This window comes from Pararhizobium polonicum, assembly GCF_001687365.1.
Lineage (GTDB): Bacteria > Pseudomonadota > Alphaproteobacteria > Rhizobiales > Rhizobiaceae > Pararhizobium > Pararhizobium polonicum.
This window is the reverse complement of sequence record NZ_LGLV01000007.1, coordinates 1-24,285: the sequence shown is the minus strand read 5'-3', so window position 1 is coordinate 24,285 and position 24,285 is coordinate 1. Positions and strand designations below refer to the sequence as shown.

Below are 24,285 nucleotides of genomic sequence, written 5' to 3'. Positions count from 1 at the left end.
GGCACGCGCGCCGTGCCCAACGCCGGAGACGACCAACCATGTTCCAGAACCGGGCAGAAGCACTGGCGCTCGCCCTGCCGGCCGCGATATTCGCCGGGCTGGTCTTCCTCGTGCCAGTCATCCTGCTGTTGTCGGAAGGGTTTCGCTCGGCGGATGGCTGGAGCCTGTCGGCCTATACGGATTTCTTCTCGCAACCGCTGAACCGGACGGTCTTTCTGCGAACCCTGAAGCTCGGCGCGCTCGTCACCGCTGCAGCTGCCGTGATCGGTTATGCCACGGCCTATGCCATCGTCAGCCTGCCGCCGGGCGCCAAAGGACGGATGATCGGCCTTATCGTGCTACCGCTGATGATTTCGCCGGTCGCCCGCACCTATGCCTGGATCGTCATTCTCGGCCGCACCGGCATCGTCAATCAGGCGCTGATGGCGATTGGCCTGAGCGATGAGCCGATCCGCATTCTGTTCAGCGAAACCGCCGTTTTCATCGGCCTCCTACAGCTCTTCCTGCCACTGATGGTGATCTCGCTGATCAGCGCGCTCGAAAACCTGCCCAAGGATGTCGTGCCCGCCGCCCGCGTGCTCGGTGCCAACTGGTTGCAGGTGTTCTGGAAGGTCATCCTACCGCTGACCCGCGAAGGTCTGGTGGTCGGCGGAACGCTGGTCTTCACCGGTTCGATGACGGCTTATATCACCCCGGCCATTCTCGGCGGATCGAAGGTGCTGATGCTGGAGACGCTGCTCTACCAGCAGGTCACCGTCGCCAACAATTTCGTTTCGGCCAGCGTTATTGCCTTCATTCTGATCGTCATGAGCTTCGCTGCCAATATTCTCCTCAAGCGGATCGCAACGGCGAGGAACAAGCGATGATCCAGAGACTGTTTGCCCCGATCACGCTGCTTCTGGTGCTGATCTTCCTGATTGGGCCCTTCCTGATCATCGTCGCTGCCTCATTTTCGGCCGGCGATACGCTGGCCTTTCCGCCGCAGGGCTTTTCGTTCAAGTGGATCCTCAAGGTCTTCACCGTCGAGAGCTTTCGCGACAGCTTCGTGATGTCGATGTTCCTGGCAATCGGTGGCACGTTCGCGGCTCTTCTGCTCGGTATTCCCGCGTCCTATGCCATGTCGCGCTACAAGCTGCCATTTTCGGAAACGGTCCGCACGATCGTTTCGGCACCGATCATCGTGCCCGGCATCATCGTCGGCCTGGCGCTGCTGCGTTATTTCGTCGTGCCGATCGGGCTGTCGATCACGCTGGCACTGTTCCTCGCCCATACCGCGCTGGTTTTGCCCTATGCGGTGCGGGTGGTCTCGGCGAGCCTCAACAATCTGCGCTCGGATATCGAGGAAGCGGCGGTGCTGCTCGGCTCGTCGCGGCTCGGCGCCTTCTTCCGGGTGGTGCTGCCCAATATTCGCGGCGGCATCCTGTCGGCCTTCATTCTCGGCTTCGTCACCAGCTTCAACCAGGTGCCGGTCTCGCTGTTCCTCTCCGGCCCCGGCGTGCGCACCCTGCCGGTCGATATGCTCGGCTATATGGAGATCGTCTTCGACCCGTCGATCGCCGCCCTGTCTTCGCTGCTCGCTTTCCTCTCCATCGGCATCGTCTTTGCCGCCGAACGTTTTCTGGGGTTCTCCCGTTATGTCTGACACATCCTTTCTCATCCTCGACAAGCTTTCGCTGGCCTATGGCAATACTGTCGCCGTCAAGGATCTCGATCTTGAGATCAAAAAGGGCGAATTGCTGGCGCTGCTCGGCCCCTCCGGCTGCGGCAAGACCACGACGATGCGCTCGATCGCCGGCCTGATGACCCCGGTTGGCGGCCGAATCCGCCTCGACGGCGCCGACATCACCCGCGTCGCTGCCAACAAGCGCGCGGTTGGGCTGGTGTTCCAGTCCTATGCGCTGTTCCCTCACCTGACGGTCTTCGAGAATGTCGCCTTCGGCCTCAAGCTCAAGGGCATGCGCGGCACCGAACTGGAGGCTAAAGTCTCGGCCGGTCTCAAATCCGTCGGCCTAGCCGCCTTCGCCGATCGCAAGACACCGGAACTGTCCGGCGGCCAGCAGCAGCGCGTCGCGCTCGCCCGCTCCATGGTCATGGAGCCCAAGGTGCTTTTGCTCGACGAACCGCTCTCCAATCTCGATGCCCGCCTGCGTCTTGAAATGCGCACGGAATTGCAGCGCGTGCAGAAGGAAAGCGGAGTGACGATGATCTTCGTCACCCATGATCAGGTCGAGGCTTTGGCGCTGGCCGACCGGATCGTCGTGATGAAGAACGGCGCCATCGAGCAGATCGGCACGCCCGAGGAGATCTACAATCACCCGGTCTCCAGCTTCGTCGCCGATTTCGTCGGCTTTGAAAATATCTTCGCCATCCGCGACGGCAAGCTTGTCGCCGGCACCGGCGAGGTCTTTCTTTCGGGAAAACTTCCCGAGGCAGCCGGACTGGCCTGGCGCCCGCGCGCAATTTCTCTGGGCTCCGGCCCCTTGAAGGGGATCGTGCGCGGCGTTTCCTTTGCCGGCGGCACGCGCGAATATGTGCTGGAAACGCCACTGGGTATCATCAAGGCGGAAGTGGACGCGACCTTGCTGGCGCATGCGCTTGGCTCGGACGTTGCGTTCGACCTCCCGGTCGAAAGCGCCGCGCGCCTCAAGCGGTTCGGGTAAGCCGCCATGGGTGTCTGGATCGATACGGATATGGGATTTGACGACATCGCGGCCATTCTGGTGGTGATGCATGCGGGCATTGCCATCGACGGCATATCGCTGGTGTTCGGCAATACGCCGATGGAACAGGTACGCCGCAATGCAGCGGGTGCGGCAAAGGCCTTCGGCTGGACTGTCCCCATTCATGCCGGGCGCAGCCGCCCGGTCCTCGGCGCACTGGAAACCGCCCAGGCAATCCTCGGCGAAACCGGCATTCCGACGGCGGGGTTGACGCTACCGGAGGCGGATGATCCGGCAAGTGATGACGCCTTTTCCACCCTTTGCGCCTGGCTGGAAAACGGCCCTTCGCCGCGCCGCATTCTCGCGCTTGGCCCTCTTACCAACATCGCGGCTCTCGCGCTGGCGCGGCCCGATCTCGCCGCCCGGATCGATGACCTGACCTGGATGGGCGGCGGGCTGTCGCGTGGTAACCACACGGCATCCGCCGAGTTCAACGCGCTTGCCGATCCGGAAGCCGTGGCGATCGCTCTCGCCCATGGCCTGCCGCTGCGCATGGTCGATCTCGATTTCTGCCGCACGGTTCTGGCATCCCCCGAGGATATCGGGCCGATCCGCCAGGCAGGCGGGGCCAACGCGGCACTCCTCGCCGACATGCTCGCGGGTTACATCAATATCGGTGTCAGCCGCGGCCGACCGGCGATGGCGGTCTACGACCCATCGGCTGCTGCAGCCTTCGTCCGTCCCGATCTCGTCACCTTCCACCCCGCAAGGATCGACATGGAGCTTGCCGGCTCCCTGACGCGTGGTCGCACGGTGGTGGAAACCCGTGCCAGCCACGGCGCCTTTAATGCCACATTCGCGGCCGACTGCGACGCAGCGGCGATCAAGGCAATCGTTCTCGACGCCTTGCTGTGGGAGGCGCAAAAATGACGAACCTTTCGGCACAGGAACCCGCCGACCTCAACGATGCCGATCTGCGCACTCGTGCGATTGCGGCGGCAAGGGGCGATGCTCCCTTCGATACCCTGATCGTCAACGGCACGCTCGTCGATATGGTCACGGGCGAACTGCGCGCCGCCGATATCGGCATTGTCGGAGCACTGATCGCCAGCGTCCACCCGACAGCGGAAAGGAACGATGCGACGGATATCATCGATGCCTCCGGCGGTTTCATTTCACCGGGCCTGATCGACACGCATATGCATGTCGAAAGCTCGATGGTGACGCCCGCAAACTATGCCAGGGCCGTGCTGCCGCGCGGCGTGACGACCATCGTCTGGGACCCGCACGAGTTCGGCAACGTCCATGGCGTGCCCGGCGTGCGCTTTGCCGCCGATGCCGCCCGCGCGTCGCCGCTGCGCATCATCCTGCTTGCCCCTTCCTGCGTTCCCTCCGCACCGGGACTGGAGCTGAACGGCGCCGATTTCGATACCGATGTGATTGCCGATCTTCTGTCCTGGCCGAAAATCGGCGGCATCGCCGAAGTGATGAACATGCGCGGCGTGATCGACCGCGATCCGCGCATGAGCGCCATCGTTCAGGCGGGGCTCACCTCCGGAAAGCTGATCTGCGGCCATGCCCGCGGCCTGACGGATGGCGATCTCACCGCCTTCATGGCGGCCGGCGTTACCTCCGACCACGAACTCGTCTCGGCGGAAGACCTGATGGCCAAGCTGCGCGCCGGACTGACGATCGAGCTGCGCGGCTCCCACGACCATCTGCTGCCGGAATTCGTCGATGCCTTGAACAGGCTCGGCCATCTGCCGCAGACGGTGACGCTCTGTACCGATGATGCCTTTCCTGACGATCTTGCTGCCGGTGGCGGTCTGGACGACGTGGTACGGCGGCTGGTGCGCTACGGACTGAAGGCGGAATGGGCGCTGCGGGCAGCGACGCTCAATGCCGCGCAACGGCTGGGCCGGCCCGATCTCGGCTTGGTGGCTGCGGGACGGCGGGCCGATATCGTGGTGTTCGATAATCTTGCCGACCTGCGCGCCCGCATCGTCGTAACCAACGGCGTCCCGGTGGCCTGGGACGGTCACATGCTACAGGAGATCACGCCTGCCGATACAGCCGCGCTCCAGCATTCGATGAAGATCGAGCCGCTCACGGTCGATGATTTCCGTGTTTCTTCCGGTGAAAAGACCGTCCGGATCGCCACCATCGACCAGCCGCGCTTTACCCGTTGGGGCGAAGCGAAGGCGGAAGTCCGGGATGGCTTCGTGGTGCCACCTGCGGAAACGACGCTGATTGCCGTGGCTCACCGCCACGGGCGCGGTGACAGCCGTCCACGCGTCGGATTTCTTCGGGGCTGGGGGGGCTGGCGCGGCGCTTTCGCCACCACCGTTTCCCATGACAGCCATAACCTCACCGTGTTCGGCAGCAACCCGGAAGACATGGCGGTTGCCGCCAATGCGGTGATCGCAGCTGGCGGCGGCATGGCGGTTGCGTCCGGCCGCAAGATCGATGCACTCCTGCCGCTGCCCCTTTCGGGCCTGGTATCCGATGCGCCGCTCGATAATGTCGCCCGGGATTTCGCAGGCATTCGCACCGCCATGGACGGTATTGTCGAATGGCAACCGCCTTATCTGGTCTTCAAGGCCTGCTTTGGGGCGACCCTTGCCTGCAACACCGGCCCGCACCAGACGGACCGGGGCATTGCCGATGTCGAAACCGGAACGCTGCTGGAAAGCCCGATCTTGGCCGGCACCTGATATCGTCGGCCGGAATGTTCAGGCGGGTTTCAGCTCCTGTTCCACCAGCGTCGTCCAGAAGGCAACGCCGGGGCCAATCGCCTCGTCGTTGAAATCATAGGCGGTGTTGTGGTGCAGCGCGCCATCGACGGCGGGGCCGTTGCCGAGCCAGACATAGCAGCCCGGTACTTCGCCAGCGAAGAAGGCAAAATCGTCGCCCGCCGTCGAGGGCGGAAAGACGGTTCGCAGCTTGTCGCCAAAAACCGCTCCGGCAGCCTTCAAGGCGCGGGCTGTCGCGTCTGAATCGTTGACGACAGGCGGGATGCGGCGCTCGAAGCCGTAGTCGACGGCAATTCCGTACATCGCGGCCGTGCCGTGCGCCAGCCGGCCGATTTCCGTTTCCAGCTGATCGCGCACGGCAGGCGAATAGGCCCGCGCCGTGCCGCCGATGTCCACCGTATCGGGGATGACGTTCAGGGCTTTCGGGTTACCGGCCTGCACCGAACAGGCGCTGACCACTGCCGGCTGCAGCGGATCGACGACGCGCCCGACGATCGTCTGCAGCGACGCGAGGAAGGTTGCGGCCGCGGTGATCGGGTCCTTGCCCAGATGCGGCTTGGCGCCATGGGTGCCGGTACCCCGGAAAGTAACGCGCCAGCTGTCGGAGGAGGCAAGCTGTGGGCCCGCGACGACGGCCATCTCATCCGCATCGAGGCCGGGCATGTTGTGCAGGCCATAGACGGCATCGCAGGCAAAGCGTTCGAACAAACCTTCTTCGACCATGCGTTTGGCCCCGCCGCGTCCCTCTTCCGCCGGCTGGAAGATGAAATGCACGGTGCCGGAGAAGTTGCGCGTCCTGGCCAGATAGCGTGCCGCACCAAGCAGCAGGGTCGTATGGCCGTCATGGCCGCAGGCATGCATCTTGCCGTCGATTTTGGACTTGTAGGGTCGCTCCGCCAATTCCGGCATTGCCAGCGCATCCATATCGGCGCGAAGGCCGATGCTGCGCGTGCCGTTGCCGATTTGCAGCGTGCCGACCACACCGGTCCCTGCCAGCCCGCGTGTGACCGAAAGCCCGGCCTCTTCCAGCAGGTTCGCGACGATGCCGCTGGTGCGCTCTTCTTCAAAGCCCAGTTCGGGATGAGCATGCAGGTCACGACGCAGCGCCGTCAGGAAAGACAGATCGGCGGTCAGGGGTTCAGGCAGGCGCATCGGCAGGAAATTCCTTGAATCATGGGCAAGTCTGCTGTTCGTCAGGGAGGGATAGACTTTTCCTTGACGCTCTTCGGGTATAGAGCAAAACCACGCAAAATCGAACACCTCCCGTGCAGTTTAGCCGAAGGGCGAGCCCGCCCGATCGAAAAGGAAGACACCGTGCAGCCGCATGATTTCTGGCAGGAACTCCATCCGGCAGACACATATGATATCCGCAAAAGCCATACGGACTTTTATCCTGCGATCCTGAGCGATGGCCGCCAGCTTCGCCTGCCGATCCGCCCCCTCTCCGACGGCGAGCACGCACTGGCATCGCTGATCGTCAACCAGGCGAGCTTTGCCGTGCAGGACGCTCTGGCCGTCCAGCTCGCCGAAAAACTTGGGCCCTTCAAGCCCGATGTCATCGTCGGTCTGCCAACACTCGGCCTGACGCTGGCAAGCGCGGTAGCGCGGGCGATGGGCCATAGCCGCTATGTTCCGCTCGGCACCTCGAAAAAATTCTGGTACCGGGCCGATCTGTCGGTGCCGATGTCATCGATCACCACGCCGGACCAGACGAAACGGCTCTACATCGATCCGCGCATGCTGCCGCTTGTGGAAAACCGGCGCGTCGTTCTCATCGATGACGTCATTTCCAGCGGCACATCCATCGCCGCCGGCCTGTCCCTCCTGGCCATCGCCGGCATCGAACCCGTGGCCATCGGCGCCGCCATGCTGCAGTCACGGCGTTGGGTGGAACAGTTGACGGCTTTGGGCCGCCACTGGCCGGACAGAACCGTCGGGGTTTTCTCAACCCCCATACTCTCGAAATCGCCGGACGGCGGCTGGAATGCCGGAAGCGAACCCCGAAAATAGTTTTCGACGGGTCCCGCACAAGCGGTTTTCGCCATCTTTAAGAGGCATGAAATCCACTCGATCGTTGGAAGAAAGTCACATCTTACACGAGAAGTTGTGAACCCGTTCGATGTTGGCATTGTCATCGGCAAGATTGTGTTACCCTACGCATCAAGAGCATGGAGCGATCGCCGAGGACGGTGATTCGGGCCTGAGCGAGGCTGTGCGATCGTCAGCACACGCCTGTTCGACGAGGTCTGGGATCCGTCGATGCCGCACAAGCGATGCGGTGGCCATCGTTGGAATATTCGCTGCAATGACAAATATTTGAAGGAACTTTTGAGGGCACGATAACGTTAATCTCGTTGAGCGAGCCGAGAGGCAGCGATCCCGTCTCAACGAACCGGCCGCGGGAGAGCATGATGCAAAAAACCCAGTCCGATGTCTTCGATCTCTTTTCGGAGATTTATACCAGCGCAGCGCAGGAGGAGATCAGTCTCCAGGAATATCTCCTCGCATGCCGCGACGACAAGAGTATGTACGCTACCGCACAGGAGCGCATGGTCGCCGCGATTGGAGAGCCCAACCTCGTCGAGACAAGCGCCGATGAACGTCTTGGCCGAATCTTCTCCAACCGGACCATCAAAATCTATCCGGCCTTCGCCGATTTCTACGGCATGGAAGACACGATCGAGCGCATCGTCGGCTATTTTCGCTATGCCGCCCAGGGCCTGGAAGAGCGCAAGCAGATCCTTTATCTGCTCGGCCCGGTCGGTGGGGGCAAATCGTCTCTCGCCGAGCGGCTGAAGAAGCTGATGGAGCAGCGGCCGATCTATACATTGATGGTTGGCGGCCAAATCAGCCCGGTCTTCGAATCCCCCCTCGGCCTCTTCCATCCCGAACGCATGGCCGACCTTCTGGAAGACAAATACGGGATCGCCCGGCGGCGCCTCACCGGCATGATCTCGCCCTGGGCCACCAAGCGGCTCGACGAGGTCGGCGGCGACATCTCGAAATTCAGCGTCGTCAAATTGATGCCGTCCCGCCTGCGCCAGATCGGCATCGCCAAGACCGAACCGGGCGACGAAAACAATCAGGACGTTTCGGCGCTGGTCGGCAAGGTTGATATCCGCCAGCTGGAAAACTTCAGCCAGGCCGACCCCGATGCCTATTCCTACAGCGGCGGGCTGAACCGGACCACGCAGGGCCTGCTCGAATTCGTAGAAATGTTCAAGGCCCCGATCAAGGTCCTGCATCCGCTTCTGACCGCAACCCAGGAAGGCAATTACAACGGCACGGAAAATTTCGGTGCCTTCCCCTATCAGGGCATCGTCGTTGCCCATTCGAACGAGTCCGAATGGCTGCAATTCAAGAACAACAAGAACAACGAGGCATTTCTCGACCGCATTCTGGTGGTCAAGGTGCCCTATTGCCTGCGCATCACCGAGGAGCGGCAGATCTACGAAAAGCTCCTTCGCGAAAGTGCGCTTGCCAAGAATCCTTGCGCACCTGAAGTGCTGGAGAACCTCAGCCGCTTCACCGTTTCCACCCGGCTCTCCGTGCACGAAAACTCGCCTCTCTATACCAAGATGCGGGTCTATGACGGCGAAAACCTCAAGGATGTCGATCCGAAGGCGAAATCGGTACAGGAGTACCGCGACGCCGGCGGCGTCGATGAAGGCATGAACGGCGTCAGCACCCGTTTCGCGTTCAAGGTTCTGTCGGAGACCTTCAACTACGACACCAAGGAAATCGCCGCCGATCCCGTGCACCTGATGTATGTTCTGGAACAGGCAATCAAGCGCGAGCAGTTTCCCAAGGAAACCGAAGCTGCCTATCTCGACTTCATCAAGTCGGAACTGGCGGCGCGCTATGCCGAGTTCATCGGCCATGAGATCCAGAAGGCCTATCTGGAATCCTACAGCGAATACGGCCAAAACCTGTTCGACCGCTATATCTCCTATGCCGACGCCTGGCTCGAAGATCAGGACTTCAAGGATCCCGACACCGGGCAGATCCTCAACCGGGGCATTCTCGACAACGAGCTGTCGCAGATCGAAAAACCGGCCGGCATCGCCAATCCGAAGGACTTCCGCAACGAGGTGGTCAAGTTCACCTTGCGCGCCCGCGCCAAGAACAACGGCCGCAACCCCTCCTGGATGAGCTACGAAAAACTGCGCGAAGTCATCGAAAAGCGGATGTTCGGCCAGGTGGAGGATTTGCTGCCGGTGATCAGCTTCGGCTCCAAGAAAGACAGCGCCAGCGAAAAGCAGCATGCCGAATTCGTCCATCGCATGATCGAGCGCGGATACACCGAGCGACAGGTCCGGCGTCTGGTCGAATGGTACATGCGCGTCAACAAGGCAGGATGAAGACGCCTCTGTCGGGGCAATTGTCAGCCTTGTGATCTGGAGTCCGCGTTCAGTTCTCAGTCGAAGGGGTAGAGCATGATGTTGCCGGAAAACCGCGTCGCCCAGTCCGGCCTCATGCTCCAGAGGTAGCCAATGCCGAATTTCATCGATCGCCGCCTCAACCCGAAAGACAAGAGCCTCGGCAACCGGCGACGTTTCTTGAAGCGGGCCCGCGAGGAGCTGAAACGAACCATCAAGGAACACGTCAAGACCGGCAAGATCGCCGATGTGGATAGCGGGCACAAAGTCCCCATGCCCGCCCGCGGCGCCGACGAGCCGACCTTCCAGCCCGCCCGCGGCAGCGGCGACCGGCAATATGTCCTGCCAGGCAACAAGGAATACACACAGGGCGACCGCATCGACAAACAGCCTGGTGGAGCTGGCGGCACGGGCTCGGCCGCCGGCACCGGCCGGGGCGAAGACGATTTCCAGTTCCTCCTGTCGCGCGAAGAGGTACTCGATCTCTTCTTCGAGGATCTGGAACTTCCCGACATGGTCAAGCTCAGCCTCAAGGAAGCCGTCGCCTATAAGCCGCGCCGGGCAGGTTTCGCCACCAGTGGCTCGCCGACCAACATCAATGTCGGGCGCACCATGCGCAACAGTTACGGCCGGCGAATTGCGCTGCAGCGGCCGAGCCGAAAGGTGGTCGAAGCAATCGCCGAGGAGATCGCCAGGCTGGAAGCGGAAACGACCCCAGACGCGACGCGGCGTCAGCGCATAGAGGCGCTGCGGGAGAAACTGGATCTGCTGGAGCGCCGGCGCCGCCGCATTTCCTATGTCGATCCGGTCGACATCCGCTTCAACCGCTTCGAGCGCCAGCCGCTGCCGAATGCCAACGCGGTGATGTTCTGCCTGATGGATGTGTCGAGTTCGATGGGCGAGCGGGAGAAGGATCTTGCCAAGCGCTTCTTCGTGTTGCTGCACCTCTTCCTGAAGCGCCGCTACGACCGGATCGACATCGTCTTCATCCGGCACACCGACGAGGCGGGCGAGGTCGATGAGGATACGTTCTTCTACAGCCCGCAAAGCGGCGGCACGGTCGTATCCACCGCTCTGGAAGAAATGCAACGCATCATCGAGGAGCGTTACCCGGCTAAGGAATGGAACATCTATGCTGCCCAGGCTTCGGATGGCGACAATATCTCGCGGGATTCCGAACGCTGTGCAGCGCTTCTCAACGGACCGCTGATGCGGCTCTGCCAATATTATGCCTATGTCGAAATCATCGACGAGCGCGAAACGGAAATCTTCGGCTCGACCGACAACGGCACCTCGCTCTGGCGTGCCTATCGCACCGTCGACGGTGAATGGCCGAACTTCCAGATGACGCGGATCGCCAGACCGTCCGATATCTATCCTGTCTTCCGAAAACTCTTCGCCAGACAGCCAACCCTGCAATATCGCAGCTGAACGGAGCCAGGGATGGGAAAAAGCGCCGCTTCGAAACTGCTGTTTCACAGCTCCGACTGGAACTTCAAGACGTTGTCGCATGCCTATGATGCGATCGAGACGATCGCGCTCGATGAACTCGGGCTCGACGTCTATCCCAACCAGCTCGAAATCATTTCATCCGAGCAGATGCTCGATGCATACTCTTCGGTCGGCATGCCGCTGATGTACCAGCACTGGTCCTTCGGCAAGCGGTTCGTTTTCGAGGAACATTCCTACCGCAAGGGCCATCATGGCCTTGCCTATGAGCTGGTAATCAACTCCAACCCTTGCATCACCTATCTGATGGAAGAAAACACCATGGCCATGCAGACCCTGGTGACCGCCCACGCGGCCTTCGGCCACAATCATTTTTTCAAGAACAACTACCTGTTCCGGCAATGGACCGATGCCAGCGCCATCTTGAGCTATATGGAGTTTGCCAAGAAATACATCACGAAATGCGAGGAGCGGCATGGAACGTCCGCCGTGGAGGCCGTCCTCGATTCCGCTCATGCGCTGATGGATCAGGGCGTTTTCCGCTACCGCCGTCCGCCACGCCTGTCCTCGAAAAAGGAGCAGGAGCGGGCCCGCGAAAGACTGGAATACGAGGAACAGACCTATAGCGACCTATGGCGCACACTACCGCGCGCAACCGGGCGGCCCGACCCGGCAGAGGCCGAACGCGACGCGCTCGAACGAAAGAAGGTGCTCAATCTGCCGGAGGAAAACCTGCTCTATTTCCTCGAAAAGAACAGCCTGATCCTGGAGCCATGGCAGCGCGAGCTGCTGCGGATCGTCCGGGTCATCGCCCAGTATTTCTATCCGCAGCGGCAGACCAAGGTGATGAACGAGGGATGCGCCACCTTCGTTCACTACACCATCATCAACAGGCTGTTCGACCAGGGCAAAGTCAGCGAAGGCGCCATGCTGGAGATGCTCCACAGCCATTCCAGCGTGGTCTTTCAGCCGCATTTCGACGATCCGCGCTTCTCGGGCCTCAACCCCTATGCACTCGGATTTTCGCTGATGCAGGAGATCGAACGTATCTGCAACCACCCGACATCGGAGGATCGTGACTGGTTTCCGCAGATCGCCGGCAGCGGTCAATGGCGTGAAACCCTGCTCGATGCCTGGGCAAACCACCGGGACGAGTCCTTCATCCTGCAATATCTGAGCCCGCATCTGATCCGCAAATTCAGGCTGTTCCTGCTGACCGACCAGTCGGACGAGAAATATTGCGAGGTCGCCTCGATTCACAACGAGCGCGGTTACGAGGCGATCCGCAAGGCGCTGGCCAAAAGCTACGACGTCGGTGCCAACCAGCAGGATATCCAGGTGGTGGATGTGGATCTGCTCGGCGACCGCCAGCTGCGCCTGCAACACACCATCAAGAACGGTGTCCTGCTGGAGGAAAGCAACCGTGACGCAACGCTGCGCCACATCCGCCATCTCTGGGGCTATGACGTCAGCCTCGCCGGCGTCGACGCGGAAACGGGAGCCGTTCGCTATGAGTGCTCGACCGCGCAGTTGAGCAGCTAGACGGGTAGGCTCACACAACACCGCACATCATCCCGGGCGGTTCAAATTTCGCGGCTGTCCTTGAAGCGATACCAGGGCAGGATGAGGCGCGCGATACGGGATGTTATCGCATGCAACGGTACCGGCGGCGGTTCGGTCGGGCGCACGGCAAGCTGATCGTCGGGCACGCCATCGATGGCGTCCGCCAGCACGGGGCCCATGGCGCAGGCGAGCGCCAGGCCGCGCCCGTTGCACCCGATCCAGGCGCAAAGACCGTCTTCGCGCCGGTGCAGGTGCGGCAGCCTGTCGACCGTCATGGCAATCCGGCCGCGCCAGAAGAATGCCATCGGCTTGTGCGGCAGCGCCGGAAACATCTCCCGCAACCGCCTGGCCACCAGGGCCGGCAGGCGCGTGGCAGCACCGAGCTGCACCGCCAGCGCGGCACCTGAAACCAGCCGGCCATCGCGGTCCTTGCGGAAATACCGAAGATCCATGCGGGTATCGGACGCGGCCTCGTCACCGGGCAATATGCGTTCGGCAAGTTCACCCAGCGGCTCCGTCGCCGCCTGATAGGAGGTGACAGGAACAATCGACCGGCGGAGCGACGGCCACAGATTGCCGGTATGGGCAGCCGTGGCAAGTGCCAGTTTCGGCGCCCTTATCCGGTCTTGCGGGGTCTCGATCAGCCAGGTGTCTCCGTCACGCTCTACGCGCAATGCCGGGCTTTCCTCAAAGATGGACACCCCTTCCTGCACGGCTGCCCGGGCAAGACCGAGGGTAAAGGCATAGGGATTGATATGGCCACCGCCGCGATGCTCCCAGCCGCCATGATAGCCTCCTGCGCCAAGACGCGCCTCCATCTCCCTAGCGGAGAGAGCCGCGGCCGGTGCACCTGCAGCCGCCCACTGTTCGGCAAGACCGGCGACTCGGCGCGCGCGTCCTTTACTGTGGGCCGGCTGCAGCCAGCCGTTCCGGCGCGCATCGCAATCGATGCCATAGGTCTCGACAAGGGTGAAAAGCGTGTCGGCGGCACCCTGCACCAAAGCAATGAAACGCTCACCTCTCTCACCCGGCCAAAGCGTCCTGATCGCCGCCGGTCCGTGCCGCGTAAGCGCCGATATCACCTGACCGTTTGCACGGCCGGAGGCGCCATATCCGATCTTTACGGCCTCCAGCAACACCACCTTTCGGCCGCGCCGCGCCAGTTCCAGAGCCGTGGCCAGCCCGGAAATACCGCCGCCGATCACCACCACGTCAGCCTCGATGTCCCCGCGCAATTCGGGCGCTTCGAAACGCTCGCGCGAAAGCGCCATCCAGAGCGGCGATGGTTGATCCACAGGCCACGCGGTCATCGGCTCACCATATCGATAACGATCCCGCAGGCGTCGCGCAGATCGTAGTGAGCGGGCGCGCTGCCCGTCAGAACCAGCCGGCCATCACCGGACGAAACGGCGATGCCGCCACCACCGAATGCGGCGGCAAGGCGATCCAGCCCCGTAACGACGGGAATATCCACCGATGCCAGGCCGGTAGCGCCATTTCCATGGCGCATGCTATCCGCAAGCCAGAGCCTGTCAGGGGTATGATGCTGGCAGGCAAGGCATTGCAGGCCCGGTGTCGCCACCGGATCGATCCGCACCACGGAAAACCGGAGCTCGCCATACGGCGTTTCGCGGGAGAAGTGCCGGGCAGGTTCGATTCCGATCCCGGCCTGTGTCAGGCTTTGTCCGGAAGACTGGATGTCCTCACTGCGAAAGGCAAGGCCCCGAATGCCTTGCCCTTTTTCCAGAAGCCTGCGCCAGGCAAGATTGGCCGGCGTCTCCGTCTCTATTCCCATCAACTCGATATAGGTCCCGTCGAGCATCACGCAGCGATTGGCCGTTCCCATCGCCGGGCTATGGCTGGCTTTCGCCGTGACGTGGAAGCCAGCGCTCTCGAACGCGGCACCAGCGCGCGCCAGATCCGGCACCAGCAAAACGACGTGATCGATCGGCAGCGTGAGCATCAGGCGGACACCGTCATCTTGTCGATGCCATAGAGACGATCAATGACCAGCAAAGCAATGACGGCCATGACCAGCTGCAATGTGCTCAGCGCGGCAATCGTCGGATCGAACTGGTTTTCCATGTAGCTCAGCATGACCACTGGCAGCGTGTTGGTGCTGGCGCTTCCGAAAAAATAGCTGATCGGCAAATTATCGAAGGAGGTCAGGAACGAGAACAGCGACCCCGCCACGATGCCCGGCCTGATCAGCGGCAACGTCACGTGCCAGAATACCTTGAGCGGACTGGCGCCGAGAATGGACGCCGCTTCCTCATAGGCGCGTGGAATTCCCTGATAGACGCCCGCCACCGTGCGCACCACATAGGGAAGGCAAACGACCGTATGGATGATCAAAAGCGCGGTGAAGGAAATGCCGATCCCCAGCCAGGACAGGAAGAACAGCGAGGCGAAACCGATGACGATCATCGGCATGGACAGCGGCGACAGCAGAAATGTCATGACCGCGTTTGCCCAGCTGGCGCGTGAGCGCGCCAATGCCAGACAGGCCGGAACGCCAAGCAGGCAGGAAAGCAATGTCGCGCCGATCGCCACCTCGATGCTGACGATAAGCGCATCGATGAACGGCTGATATTCGAAGATCCGTGCAAACCATTTCAGCGACCAGCCCGGAATCGGAAAGGCGATGAAGCCGGCGGACGTGAAGGAGACGACGACAACGACCAGGATGGGCGCCAGCATGAAGACGAAAAACAGGACGACGAAAGCGAAAAGCCAGAAATTGATCCAGTCCCTTTGTGCGTGCCGCATGATCATGCTCCCTTGCGGCGCACGAGGCGCAGTTGCAGCCACAGGCACAGGACTGCGATGACCAGCAGGATCGTGCTCATCGCACTTGCCATCCCGAAATCGCGGGTCGTATTGAACTGCTGGTAGATCAACAGCGGCAGCGTTTGCAGTCCACCGCCCAAAAGCACCAGCGTTACGAAGCTGCCATTGGCGATCATGAAGACGAGGATCGCGCCCGTGCCGACCCCGTCAAGCGACAGCGGAAGCGTGATTTCCCAGAAGGTGCGAAAGCGCCCGGCACCAAGGATCTTGGCGGATTCTTCAAGGCGACGGTCGAGCCCCTGCAGCACCGAACTGATCGACAGGACCATAAACGGCACGAGGACATGGACCAGCGCCGCAATGGCGATCCCGGGAGAATTTGTCAGCCGCAGCGGCGCGGAGAGGATGCCGAGTTGATCGACGAGCAGGTTGTTGACCAGACCGCGGCGGGCAAACAGGACCTGCCACCCGAATGTCCGCATGATGATCGAAGTCAAAAGCGGCGCGATCAGCAGGAAGATGACGAGACCGGACCACTTGCCGGCCTTGCGAACGAGGAAATAGGCGACGGGATAACCGATCACGATCGAAATGACCGTCACCACCACCGAGAGAAGGAGCGTCTCGCCGATGACGCGGAAATAAAACGGATCCGTCAGCAGCGACACATAGCGCGACAGCGTAAAGCCGCCGCCGGCAGGATCGGCAAAGCTGCGCATGCCGTTGTCGATCAGCGGCAACAGGAAGAATGCCAGCAGAAACAGCATCACCGGAAGCGCCAGAAAAAACGGCTTCAGCGCTGGCTGTATCCTTGCTCGCGAAACTGCTGGCATCTGACTGTCGGGCATTGTCCGTTTCCATTGCGAAAACCGGGGCCGCATCGCCGGTTCGAGCGGCGCAGCCCCAGCGGAGTGTTAGCGGCCGATCTCACGGTTCCAACGATCGACCCATTCGTTGCGCACCAGCGCAATCTGTTCGTAAGGCGGGAACGCCGTCTTTTCCCACGGCGTCACGCGCGGCTTCAGCTTTTCGCTGTAGACCACATCAGTATTGGTCACGCCGTAGTTCATGATCTCCGCGAACTTCGTCTGGTTGGCGGCATCAAGCACCTCGTTGATATAAGCCCAGGCGAGCGGGTTGGCGTTCTTCGGCTTCTGGATGGCGACGCCGTTCAGAGAGCCGCCTTCTTCCGGATTGATGAAATCGATCCAGGTCGCGCCGCTATCGTAATGGTTCCAGGTGCGCCCATCGAAATAGATACCGACATCGGCCTCGCCGGACGACAGATGGTTGAAGAAATCGTTGGGACCTGCCCAGAAAACCAGATTGTCCTTCATCTTCTCCATGGCCTTGAAGAAGGGATCGACATTGTCGACACCACCGCCGAGCGCCTTTGCCATTGCCCAGATCAGCATGATCGGCGTGACGGCATAGCTGATCGATGGAACGGAGGCGACGAACTCGCCCGCCGATACCCGGTCGACGAATTCGGCGAAGGACTTCGGAGGGTTCTTGACGCGCTCCTTGTGGAAGGTGATGCCGCCGACGCCGTAGTCGAACAGCGTGCCCTTGCCCATGACGGAATCCGTCAACGGCTGGGGGATCTTCGCCAGATTGGGCAGGTTGGCGATCGTAAAGTCATCGACAAGGTCGGCTTTCGCAGCCGTCAGCGCCAGATCCGGCGTCATGATCAGAACGTCGAGCGGCGGCTTTGCCGGATTGGCCTCCACCTGGGCAAGCCACTGCGGCGGCCCGCCGAGCGAGACATTGGCCTTCGCCCTGTTTTTCGCCTCAAACGGCGCCACGAAGCAGGTTCGAACCGCTTCCTCCCACACACCGCCAAATGCGGTGACCGTGATTTCAGCGGATTGGGCATTGGCAAACCGCGGCAAACCGCCGGTCATCAGACCTGCGCCGAGCGCGGCGGTCCCGCCAAGAAAATTGCGTCTTTTCAAAAGCGTCATCGGAGTTCTCCAGAAGGTTGGAACGAAGCGGCACATAAAATTAGTCGGCTAATTTTTTAAAAGCTTGCGGCGAACGCCTCCAGCTTTTCACGAGCATCACGGACAGCTTCCTGGCTGGCGGCCACCCGAGGGAAGGCTTCCGGCACATAGGCCAAGACCGCCTCGAATATCTCCTTCCGGCGGCGCTGACGAACCGCGCCGGGCAAGGCGATCAGCCCCTGATTCAACCTGTCCATGACAGCCGCTGTGAAGACGCCGTCCCAGCGTTCCCGCTCTGGGCCTTGCGCGTTCGAGGCATTGCTGGGCGCAAGCGTCTGACGGCGTATAGCGGTTTGTTCCTGATCAACCTCGCCGTCGCGGATCACGACCCCATAATCGGCCTCTGCGCCTTGCGGACTGATGAAGCCATTCTGGACATCCCGCGTCACCGCCTCCAGGTCGCGAAGAGCCGGATCGCCCCAACCACCGGCGCCCGGCGTCAAAAAAGTCACCGTATCGCCGGCATTGACGTTGAGGACGTCGATCTTTCCAAGATGACGCTCATCGGCCTTGCCGCGATTGACGATCAGCGCGCCGGGAAGCCCCGGCTTGCCGCCGTTCGATCCCCACGGCCGGAAGACCAGACGCTCCAGACCGCGCCCGAGCACGTTGGAATCATCGGTGAGGATGCGGAAGGTCAGTTCCATGCCGCAACCGCCGCGCCATTGACCGGCGCCGCCGGAATCCGGGCGCAGCGCATATGTCTGAATCTCGATGCCAAGCTCCGCCTCGACCGTCTCGACCGGATTGTTGGCGAGATTGGAAATACCGCTGTCGCGGCAATCGACACCGTCATGGCCGAAACGTCCGCCGGTGCCGCCGATCATCGGTTCCACGACCTGAACACGCCGGCCTCCCCGCCCATCCGGTTCGGCCATCACCACCGGTATGACCGTGCCAGAGGACGCCGCCGGCATCACCTCCGGCAGCGCCTTGCCAAAGGCGCCGTTCAGGACGTCGTTGACCCGGATTGCCGCGGCATGCCGCACACCGGTCGCTGCCGGCTCCTGCGGATTGACCAGACTGCCCTCCGGCGCGGTGATCCGTACCGGATCGAGCAGGCCGACATTGAGCGGCGCCGTTGGATCGAGCGTGTTGACAAGTGCCAGAATACGCAAGGTGAGCCAGGCATGCGGACGGCCGCGCGAGGGGATGTTCATCGCCGTCGAGACCTGCGGATCCGTTCCGGTGAAATCGAGATGCACCTCGCCGTTTTCGAAGGTCACAGCCAGGGCAACACGCACAGGAACGCGCGTTGCCGCATCGTCGTCCAGATAGTCGGAAAAAGCATACGTACCGGCCGGCACGCGCTTCAGAACGGTGCGGGCCTTTTCCGCCGCATAGGCAACCAGCTCGACTGCCGCGGTGGAAACTGCCTCGGCACCATGCTGCGCGATGGTCTGCTCGAAACGGCGGCGGCCAGCAGCAAGGGCCGCGAGCATGGCGCGGATATCGCCCATGTTGGCATCAGGCGTCCGGCTGTTGGCATCCAGGAACAGGCGAACCTCCTCCGTCATCGCGCCACGCTTCATCAGCTTGACGGGCGGGATGCGCAGCCCTTCCTGGAATATCTCGGTATTGACCGGAGAAATACTCGACGGCACGCGTCCGCCGACATCCGAGCAATGGACGAAGCACCAGCCATAAGCGACGATCCTGCCGTCGTGAAAATAGGGCTCGATCATGTGAAGGTCGGGCAGATGCGTCGCAAGCCCTTCCGATCGGTAGGGGTCGTTGGTCAGGATGACGTCGCCCGGCTCCAGCGGCCCGACCGCGGCGATCGTCGGTCCGCATTCCAGCCCGACGAAGCCGGAAACCCCGATGGAGCGCGGATAGGCAAAAAAGCGCCCGTCCAGCCCCGCCAGCGCACAGGCAAAGTCCGCCGTTTCCTTGACATAAAGCGTCCGGCCGGTGCGCTGAAGCGTCAGGCACATTTCCTCACTGACGGCAGCCAGCTTGTTGCCGAGGATGGCCAGTGTGATGGAATCAAGCTTCATAGCGCTGTCTTTCCAGGTGAAGATTGCCGGCGGCATCCGCCCTGGCGGTCCAGCCGGGCAGAAGGATCGTCGTGGTATCGTCCTGCTCGATGATGGCCGGCCCCCGGATCATGTCGCCGGCGCCGAATGCACTGCGGAGATAAACACCGGCCTCGAGCCAGGCGCCTTTTCGAAACAGAAGACGCTGCTCTTTCCGCCTGGGCGTGCCGGTGCCGGCGGCGATCACCGGTTCCGAAATCTTTGCGGTCACCCCGACAACGGCAAGCCGCGCCGTCCCAAGCTCGATCTCGCTGCCCGTATCGCGGAAACCGTAGATGCGCTCATGCTCGCGATGAAACGCCTCCGCCACGCAGACGGCCTCCGTGCAATCCTCGGCAAGCTGGACACGTAGTTCGTAGGCCTGCCCCGCATAGCGCATGTCGGCCGCCCGCTCATACCGGCGCTGCTTGCTCTGTTCGCCTTCCCGATCAAGCCACGCGCTGCCCTCGGACGACAGCTCGCCGAAGACACCCTGCAGAAATTCCGCGCTTTGCGCGTCGAGAGGCCGGCGCAGGCTGCGCACGAAATCGCGCCGCAGATCCGCAGCCGCTGCCCCCAGCGCGCAAAAGGTGCCGGCTGCCGGCGGAATGACGATACGGCCGATACCGGTTTCCTCGGCCAGCAGATTGGCATGGGTCGGCCCCGCACCGCCGAACGGTACGAGGGCAAACGCCGCCGGATCGAGACCGCGCGAGGCCAGCGTCTTGTAAAGCTCGGTCGCCATGCCGGCGGTGGTGACCGCCAGGGCGCCTTCCGCCGCACGCTGCGCTGCATCATCGCCCTCAAGGCCAATCCGCGCGCCGATCGTGGCAAGCGCGGCTATCGCCGCTTTCCCATCGAGCCGCATGCGCCCGCCGAGAAAGCCACCCGGATCGATATAGCCCAGCGCAAGATAGCAATCGGTCACGGCCGGTTCGGTGCCGCCCCGTCCATAGGAAACCGGCCCCGGCATGGCGCCCGCGCTGCGCGGGCCGACTTTCAGCACACCATAATCGTCCACCCAGACGATCGACCCGCCGCCGGCGCCGATTGCCGAAACATCGACGACCGGAAGAACCAGGGGAAGCCCGCCGATATCCGTTCGGGTTGCAAGCTGCGCCGATCCGGCACTGGCAACGGCGATATCGGACGACGTGCCCCCCATATCGAAGGTGATGATCGATTGAACCCCGGCGGCCTCGGCAAGACGGGCCGCTGCCATCACACCGGAGGCCGGGCCGGACAGGATGGTCTCGACCGGCCGGTCTTCAGCCGACGAAAGGCTGAGGGACCCTCCGTTCGAAGCCGTGACAAGAATGGGCGCGACAACGCCGTCGCGCGCAAGGCCACTCTTCAATCCGGCGAAATAGCGGTGCATCAGCGGCTGGATATAAGCATTGAGGCAAGCAACCAATGTCCGCTCATATTCGCGAATTTCAGGCCAGATCGCCGCCGCCGAGCTGATCGCAAGACCGCCGGACCTCACCGACAGGCGCGACGCCAGATCGATCTCGATTGCCGGCGCCGTATAGCCGTTGATAAGCATCAGGGCAGCGGCATCGACGTTAAGCGCCCTGATCTGCGCCGCCACACGGTCGATTTCCGCGTCGTCCGGCGCAATCGTCATCTCGCCATCGGCGGAAAGACGCGCATCGATCTCGACAATCCGGAAACGCGGTACCAGCGGCTCTTCCTTGCTGGCATGGAAATCGAACGACGACGGCATGCGGCTGCGGGCAATCTCGAGGATGTCGCGAAATCCGCGGCTGACCACGAGCGCGATCGTGGCTCCACGCCGCTGGATGATCGCGTTCAGTCCGATCGTCGTTCCATGCATGATCGTCGCGATATCGCTCGCTTGCAGGCCTGCCTTGTCGAGCAGGGACTGCAGCCCTTCGATCAGAGCCCGCGACGGATCGTCGGGCGTCGACGGCTCCTTGTAATAGGTCAGCGTTCCGTTGCGCGGATCGGACAGCACAAAATCCGTGAATGTGCCGCCGACATCGATGCCGATGCGTGCGCCGGTCTTGTCCATAGTCGTCATTCCAACATTACTCCGGCCGCACAATGACGGCATCTTCAGGCGCCCAGCCGAGCGCCGTTTCTTCACCGAGCCCAAATGATACCGACCCCAGAGGTCCGTCCGCTTGCCGGTAGACGAAAAGCTCCCGCTTCAGGGAAGGTACATCCACCTGATAGGCAGCATAGTTTCCGCGAAAGACGGCGCCAGTGATCCGTGCCTCGAATTGCGGGCCATTCGCCGGTGCCACGCCCAGCGTCATGCGCTCGGGACGCACAGACAGCGTCAATGTCGCACCGGGCTGCTGCGGACGATCGAGACGGACAGCGGCCGGCACAGCACCGCCGGGCAGCATCAAGGCCACACCGTCTGGGGAAACCGTTCCTTCGAAGATGTTCGACGTTCCCAGGAACTCTGCGACGAACCGCGTCTGCGGCCGATCATAGACCTCGCTTGGCGTTCCGATCTGCAGGATCCGGCCGTTGCTCATGACCGCCACCCTGTCGGACATGGACAGCGCTTCCTCCTGATCATGCGTGACGAGCAAGGTCGTGATGCCGAGGCGCTGCTGCATGCCGCGGATCTCGAACTGCATGCTTTCGCGCAGGCTCTTGTCGAGCGCGCCGAGCGGTTCATCCAGCAGCAGCACCTTGGGATTGACCACCAGCGAGCGGGCAAGCGCCACACGCTGCTGCTGGCCACCGGAAAGCTGGGCCGGATACATATCACCGCGCGATTGCAACTGGATCAGGTCCAGCATGTCAGCGCAGCGCCGGTCCCTTTCGGCAGCGCCGACTTTCGCCATACGCAGACCGAAGGCGATATTCTCCGCGACAGTTCGATGCGGAAACAGGCTGTAGTTCTGAAAAACCATCCCGAGATTGCGGCGATGCGGCGGCAAATGGGTTATCTCCGCCGCGCCGATGCGGATCGAACCCGCGTCGGGCCGCTCGAAGCCCGCGACCATCCGCAAGGTCGTCGTCTTGCCGCAACCTGAAGGCCCCAGAAGAGCCACCAGATGTCCGCCGTCTATCTCCAGATCGAGACCGCGGACAGCCATCGCCTTTCCATAGGATTTGGAAATCCCGGAAAGCCGCAGGTTCGTTGCCTTTTCAAGCGCAGTGCTCATACCATTCACTCGCCCGGACCGGGATTTTTCGCCCGCAAAATTTCCGTCAATGCCCTATTTCCATCATTCTTTTGTAGCGCTACAATTTATGGAAAGACGAAACGAGTCAATATGGTTTTTGATCGTCTGCTTACGCGAAGGCACGGCATGTTTTGCAATCACCAAACCCCAATGGCGAGCAGTGATCGATGACCAAAGGGCCCGGGCAGACCGGCACGGTCGTCACCATGCATTCCATTGCCAGTGCCGCCGGCGTCTCGCCGATGACCGTATCCAACACCTTTCGCCATCCCGCCCGCGTTCAGGAAGAAACGCGCCGGCGCGTCATGCGGATCGCCGCCGAGATGGGCTACGTCCCCAACCATGCGGCCGGAAATCTCGCCTCGGGACACAGCCGGGTTATCGGTGCCATCATTCCTTCGATCAAGAATTCGAGCTTCTACAAATATGTCCGCGGCATGCAGGATACGGCTGCGGCTCAGGGTTACGAACTGATCCTCAACCTTGCCGATACGGCGCTTCACGAACAGGCCGCCATTCAGACGTTCATCGGATTGCGCGTTGCCGGTATCGCCCTCGTCGGCGACGAGCACGAGCCGGCAGCCATAGATCTGCTGAAAAAGACCGCCATCCCCGTCGTGGAATCCTGGGTTCAGGCCGGTCCGATCGACATGGCCGTCGGCCATTCCACGACCGCGGCCACCAAGGCGATCCTTGATGTACTGCTCGCGCGCGGATACCGGCAGATCGGCTTCATCGGATACGAGGGTGCCGCGTCGCGCCGCTTTACCGAGCGGCTGCCGATGTACAGGTCCGTTCTTGCTCAGTCCGGATTATCGTCCGATCTCGTGCACCTGGCGGACGAAACGGACGGGTTCGGTGCCGGGCCGAAAGCACTCGACCGGCTGTGCCGGATCAACCCTCGCATCGACGCCGTCATCTGCCCGACCGATATCGTCGCGGCAGGCGTGCTCTTTGAATGTGGCCGGCGGGGATGGCGCGTTCCCGACCGGCTGGCGGTCGCCGGCTGGGGTGACTACGAGATCGCATCGGAGATCACGCCCGGTCTCACGACGATACAGCCCAATACCTACGAAATGGGCCAGCAATCCGTTGCGATGATCATCGACCGCGCCATAGGCAAGCCCAATCAGGGCCAGATCGTCGATACCGGTTTCCGGCTGATTGAGCGTGCGAGCACGTAGGTCAGACAGTTTACCGGCCCGTGGGGCAACGTCAAAAAGCCCCGTGACATTTCTGCCTCGGGGCTTTTGCTATTATGCGTGTATGATTTTGGTTGCGGGGGCAGGATTTGAACCTGCGGCCTTCAGGTTATGAGCCTGACGAGCTACCGGGCTGCTCCACCCCGCGGTATTATTGTACAGGAAGAAGGCCGCTTTAGGCGGCCTTTTGTTTTGGCCCATGGCCTTGAGTGCTTTGAGAAGATGATTTTGGAATTTTCTTGCCTTTAATAGACCTGGCAGCGACCTACTCTCCCGCGTCTTAAGACGGAGTACCATTGGC

Annotated in this window: 19 protein-coding genes and 1 tRNA gene; 10 read left to right on the top strand and 10 right to left on the bottom strand. The window is 61.9% G+C overall.

Annotated features, from left to right (window positions below):
- Positions 1-38: 38 nt before the first annotated feature.
- The 5 genes from ADU59_RS10990 to ADU59_RS10970 are packed head-to-tail and all read left to right on the top strand — an operon-like array spanning position 39 to position 5,374.
- Positions 39-866 carry an ABC transporter permease gene (locus ADU59_RS10990; RefSeq protein WP_068954177.1) on the top strand — a complete coding sequence of 276 codons (828 nt, stop codon included), beginning with the start codon at positions 39-41 and terminating at the stop codon, positions 864-866.
- On the top strand, positions 863-1,642 hold the full coding sequence (locus tag ADU59_RS10985; protein WP_068954176.1) for an ABC transporter permease: 780 nt from the start codon (positions 863-865) through the stop codon (positions 1,640-1,642). Before ADU59_RS10990 ends, ADU59_RS10985 begins: the two co-directional genes overlap by 4 nt.
- On the top strand, positions 1,635-2,660 hold the full coding sequence (locus ADU59_RS10980; protein WP_068954175.1) for an ABC transporter ATP-binding protein: 1,026 nt from the start codon (positions 1,635-1,637) through the stop codon (positions 2,658-2,660). Before ADU59_RS10985 ends, ADU59_RS10980 begins: the two co-directional genes overlap by 8 nt.
- 6 nt (positions 2,661-2,666) lie before the next feature.
- Positions 2,667-3,590, top strand: a complete 924-nt coding sequence (locus ADU59_RS10975) for a nucleoside hydrolase (protein WP_068954174.1) — start codon at positions 2,667-2,669, stop codon at positions 3,588-3,590.
- Positions 3,587-5,374, top strand: coding sequence for an adenine deaminase (locus ADU59_RS10970; protein ID WP_068954173.1), 1,788 nt, complete (start codon positions 3,587-3,589; stop codon positions 5,372-5,374). The genes ADU59_RS10975 and ADU59_RS10970 overlap by 4 nt, the downstream gene beginning before the upstream one ends.
- Positions 5,375-5,392: 18 nt before the next feature.
- On the opposite strand, the gene ADU59_RS10965 is transcribed toward ADU59_RS10970, so the two are convergent.
- Positions 5,393-6,565, bottom strand: a complete 1,173-nt coding sequence (locus tag ADU59_RS10965; RefSeq protein ID WP_068954172.1) for a M20 aminoacylase family protein — start codon at positions 6,563-6,565, stop codon at positions 5,393-5,395.
- 162 nt (positions 6,566-6,727) lie between these two features.
- Here ADU59_RS10965 and ADU59_RS10960 point away from each other — a divergent pair, with 162 nt between their 5' ends.
- The 4 genes from ADU59_RS10960 to ADU59_RS10945 all read left to right on the top strand — a co-directional run bounded on the left by ADU59_RS10960 (position 6,728) and on the right by ADU59_RS10945 (position 12,783).
- Positions 6,728-7,423 (top strand): phosphoribosyltransferase, encoded by a 696-nt coding sequence (locus ADU59_RS10960; protein ID WP_244506406.1) that lies wholly within the window; start codon positions 6,728-6,730, stop codon positions 7,421-7,423.
- Between the two features lie 401 nt (positions 7,424-7,824).
- Positions 7,825-9,774, top strand: a complete 1,950-nt coding sequence (locus ADU59_RS10955) for a PrkA family serine protein kinase (RefSeq protein WP_068954171.1) — start codon at positions 7,825-7,827, stop codon at positions 9,772-9,774.
- A gap of 132 nt (positions 9,775-9,906) precedes the next feature.
- Complete coding sequence (locus tag ADU59_RS10950) at positions 9,907-11,223, top strand: YeaH/YhbH family protein (protein ID WP_068954170.1); 1,317 nt, start codon at positions 9,907-9,909, stop codon at positions 11,221-11,223.
- Positions 11,224-11,235: 12 nt separating this feature from the next.
- Positions 11,236-12,783, top strand: coding sequence for a SpoVR family protein (locus ADU59_RS10945; protein WP_068954169.1), 1,548 nt, complete (start codon positions 11,236-11,238; stop codon positions 12,781-12,783).
- Positions 12,784-12,824: 41 nt separating this feature from the next.
- Here the strand turns inward: ADU59_RS10945 and ADU59_RS10940 are convergent, their stop codons facing one another.
- From ADU59_RS10940 to ADU59_RS10905, 8 genes are all read right to left on the bottom strand, one after another.
- The gene (locus tag ADU59_RS10940; RefSeq protein WP_068954168.1) at positions 12,825-14,114 is read right to left on the bottom strand and encodes an NAD(P)/FAD-dependent oxidoreductase; all 1,290 of its coding nucleotides are present in this window, start codon (positions 14,112-14,114) and stop codon (positions 12,825-12,827) included.
- Positions 14,111-14,767 carry a VOC family protein gene (locus ADU59_RS10935; protein WP_244506405.1) on the bottom strand — a complete coding sequence of 219 codons (657 nt, stop codon included), beginning with the start codon at positions 14,765-14,767 and terminating at the stop codon, positions 14,111-14,113. Before ADU59_RS10935 ends, ADU59_RS10940 begins: the two co-directional genes overlap by 4 nt.
- On the bottom strand, positions 14,767-15,573 hold the full coding sequence (locus ADU59_RS10930; RefSeq protein WP_099050816.1) for an ABC transporter permease: 807 nt from the start codon (positions 15,571-15,573) through the stop codon (positions 14,767-14,769). The genes ADU59_RS10935 and ADU59_RS10930 overlap by 1 nt, the downstream gene beginning before the upstream one ends.
- Before the next feature lie 2 nt (positions 15,574-15,575).
- A complete protein-coding gene (locus tag ADU59_RS10925; RefSeq protein ID WP_068954165.1) occupies positions 15,576-16,442 on the bottom strand; it encodes an ABC transporter permease in 867 nt (288 codons plus the stop codon).
- Positions 16,443-16,508: 66 nt separating this feature from the next.
- Positions 16,509-17,558 carry a substrate-binding domain-containing protein gene (locus tag ADU59_RS10920; RefSeq protein WP_068954164.1) on the bottom strand — a complete coding sequence of 350 codons (1,050 nt, stop codon included), beginning with the start codon at positions 17,556-17,558 and terminating at the stop codon, positions 16,509-16,511.
- A gap of 56 nt (positions 17,559-17,614) precedes the next feature.
- Positions 17,615-19,594, bottom strand: a complete 1,980-nt coding sequence (locus ADU59_RS10915; protein ID WP_068954163.1) for a hydantoinase B/oxoprolinase family protein — start codon at positions 19,592-19,594, stop codon at positions 17,615-17,617.
- On the bottom strand, positions 19,584-21,656 hold the full coding sequence (locus tag ADU59_RS10910; RefSeq protein WP_244506404.1) for a hydantoinase/oxoprolinase family protein: 2,073 nt from the start codon (positions 21,654-21,656) through the stop codon (positions 19,584-19,586). The genes ADU59_RS10915 and ADU59_RS10910 overlap by 11 nt, the downstream gene beginning before the upstream one ends.
- Before the next feature lie 7 nt (positions 21,657-21,663).
- Positions 21,664-22,692, bottom strand: coding sequence for an ABC transporter ATP-binding protein (locus tag ADU59_RS10905; protein WP_425332012.1), 1,029 nt, complete (start codon positions 22,690-22,692; stop codon positions 21,664-21,666).
- Positions 22,693-22,949: 257 nt separating this feature from the next.
- Here ADU59_RS10905 and ADU59_RS10900 point away from each other — a divergent pair, with 257 nt between their 5' ends.
- Positions 22,950-23,966 carry a LacI family DNA-binding transcriptional regulator gene (locus tag ADU59_RS10900; protein ID WP_244506403.1) on the top strand — a complete coding sequence of 339 codons (1,017 nt, stop codon included), beginning with the start codon at positions 22,950-22,952 and terminating at the stop codon, positions 23,964-23,966.
- Positions 23,967-24,055: 89 nt separating this feature from the next.
- Here ADU59_RS10900 and ADU59_RS10895 read toward each other — a convergent pair.
- A tRNA-Met gene (locus tag ADU59_RS10895) sits at positions 24,056-24,132 on the bottom strand.
- Positions 24,133-24,285 lie beyond the last annotated feature (153 nt).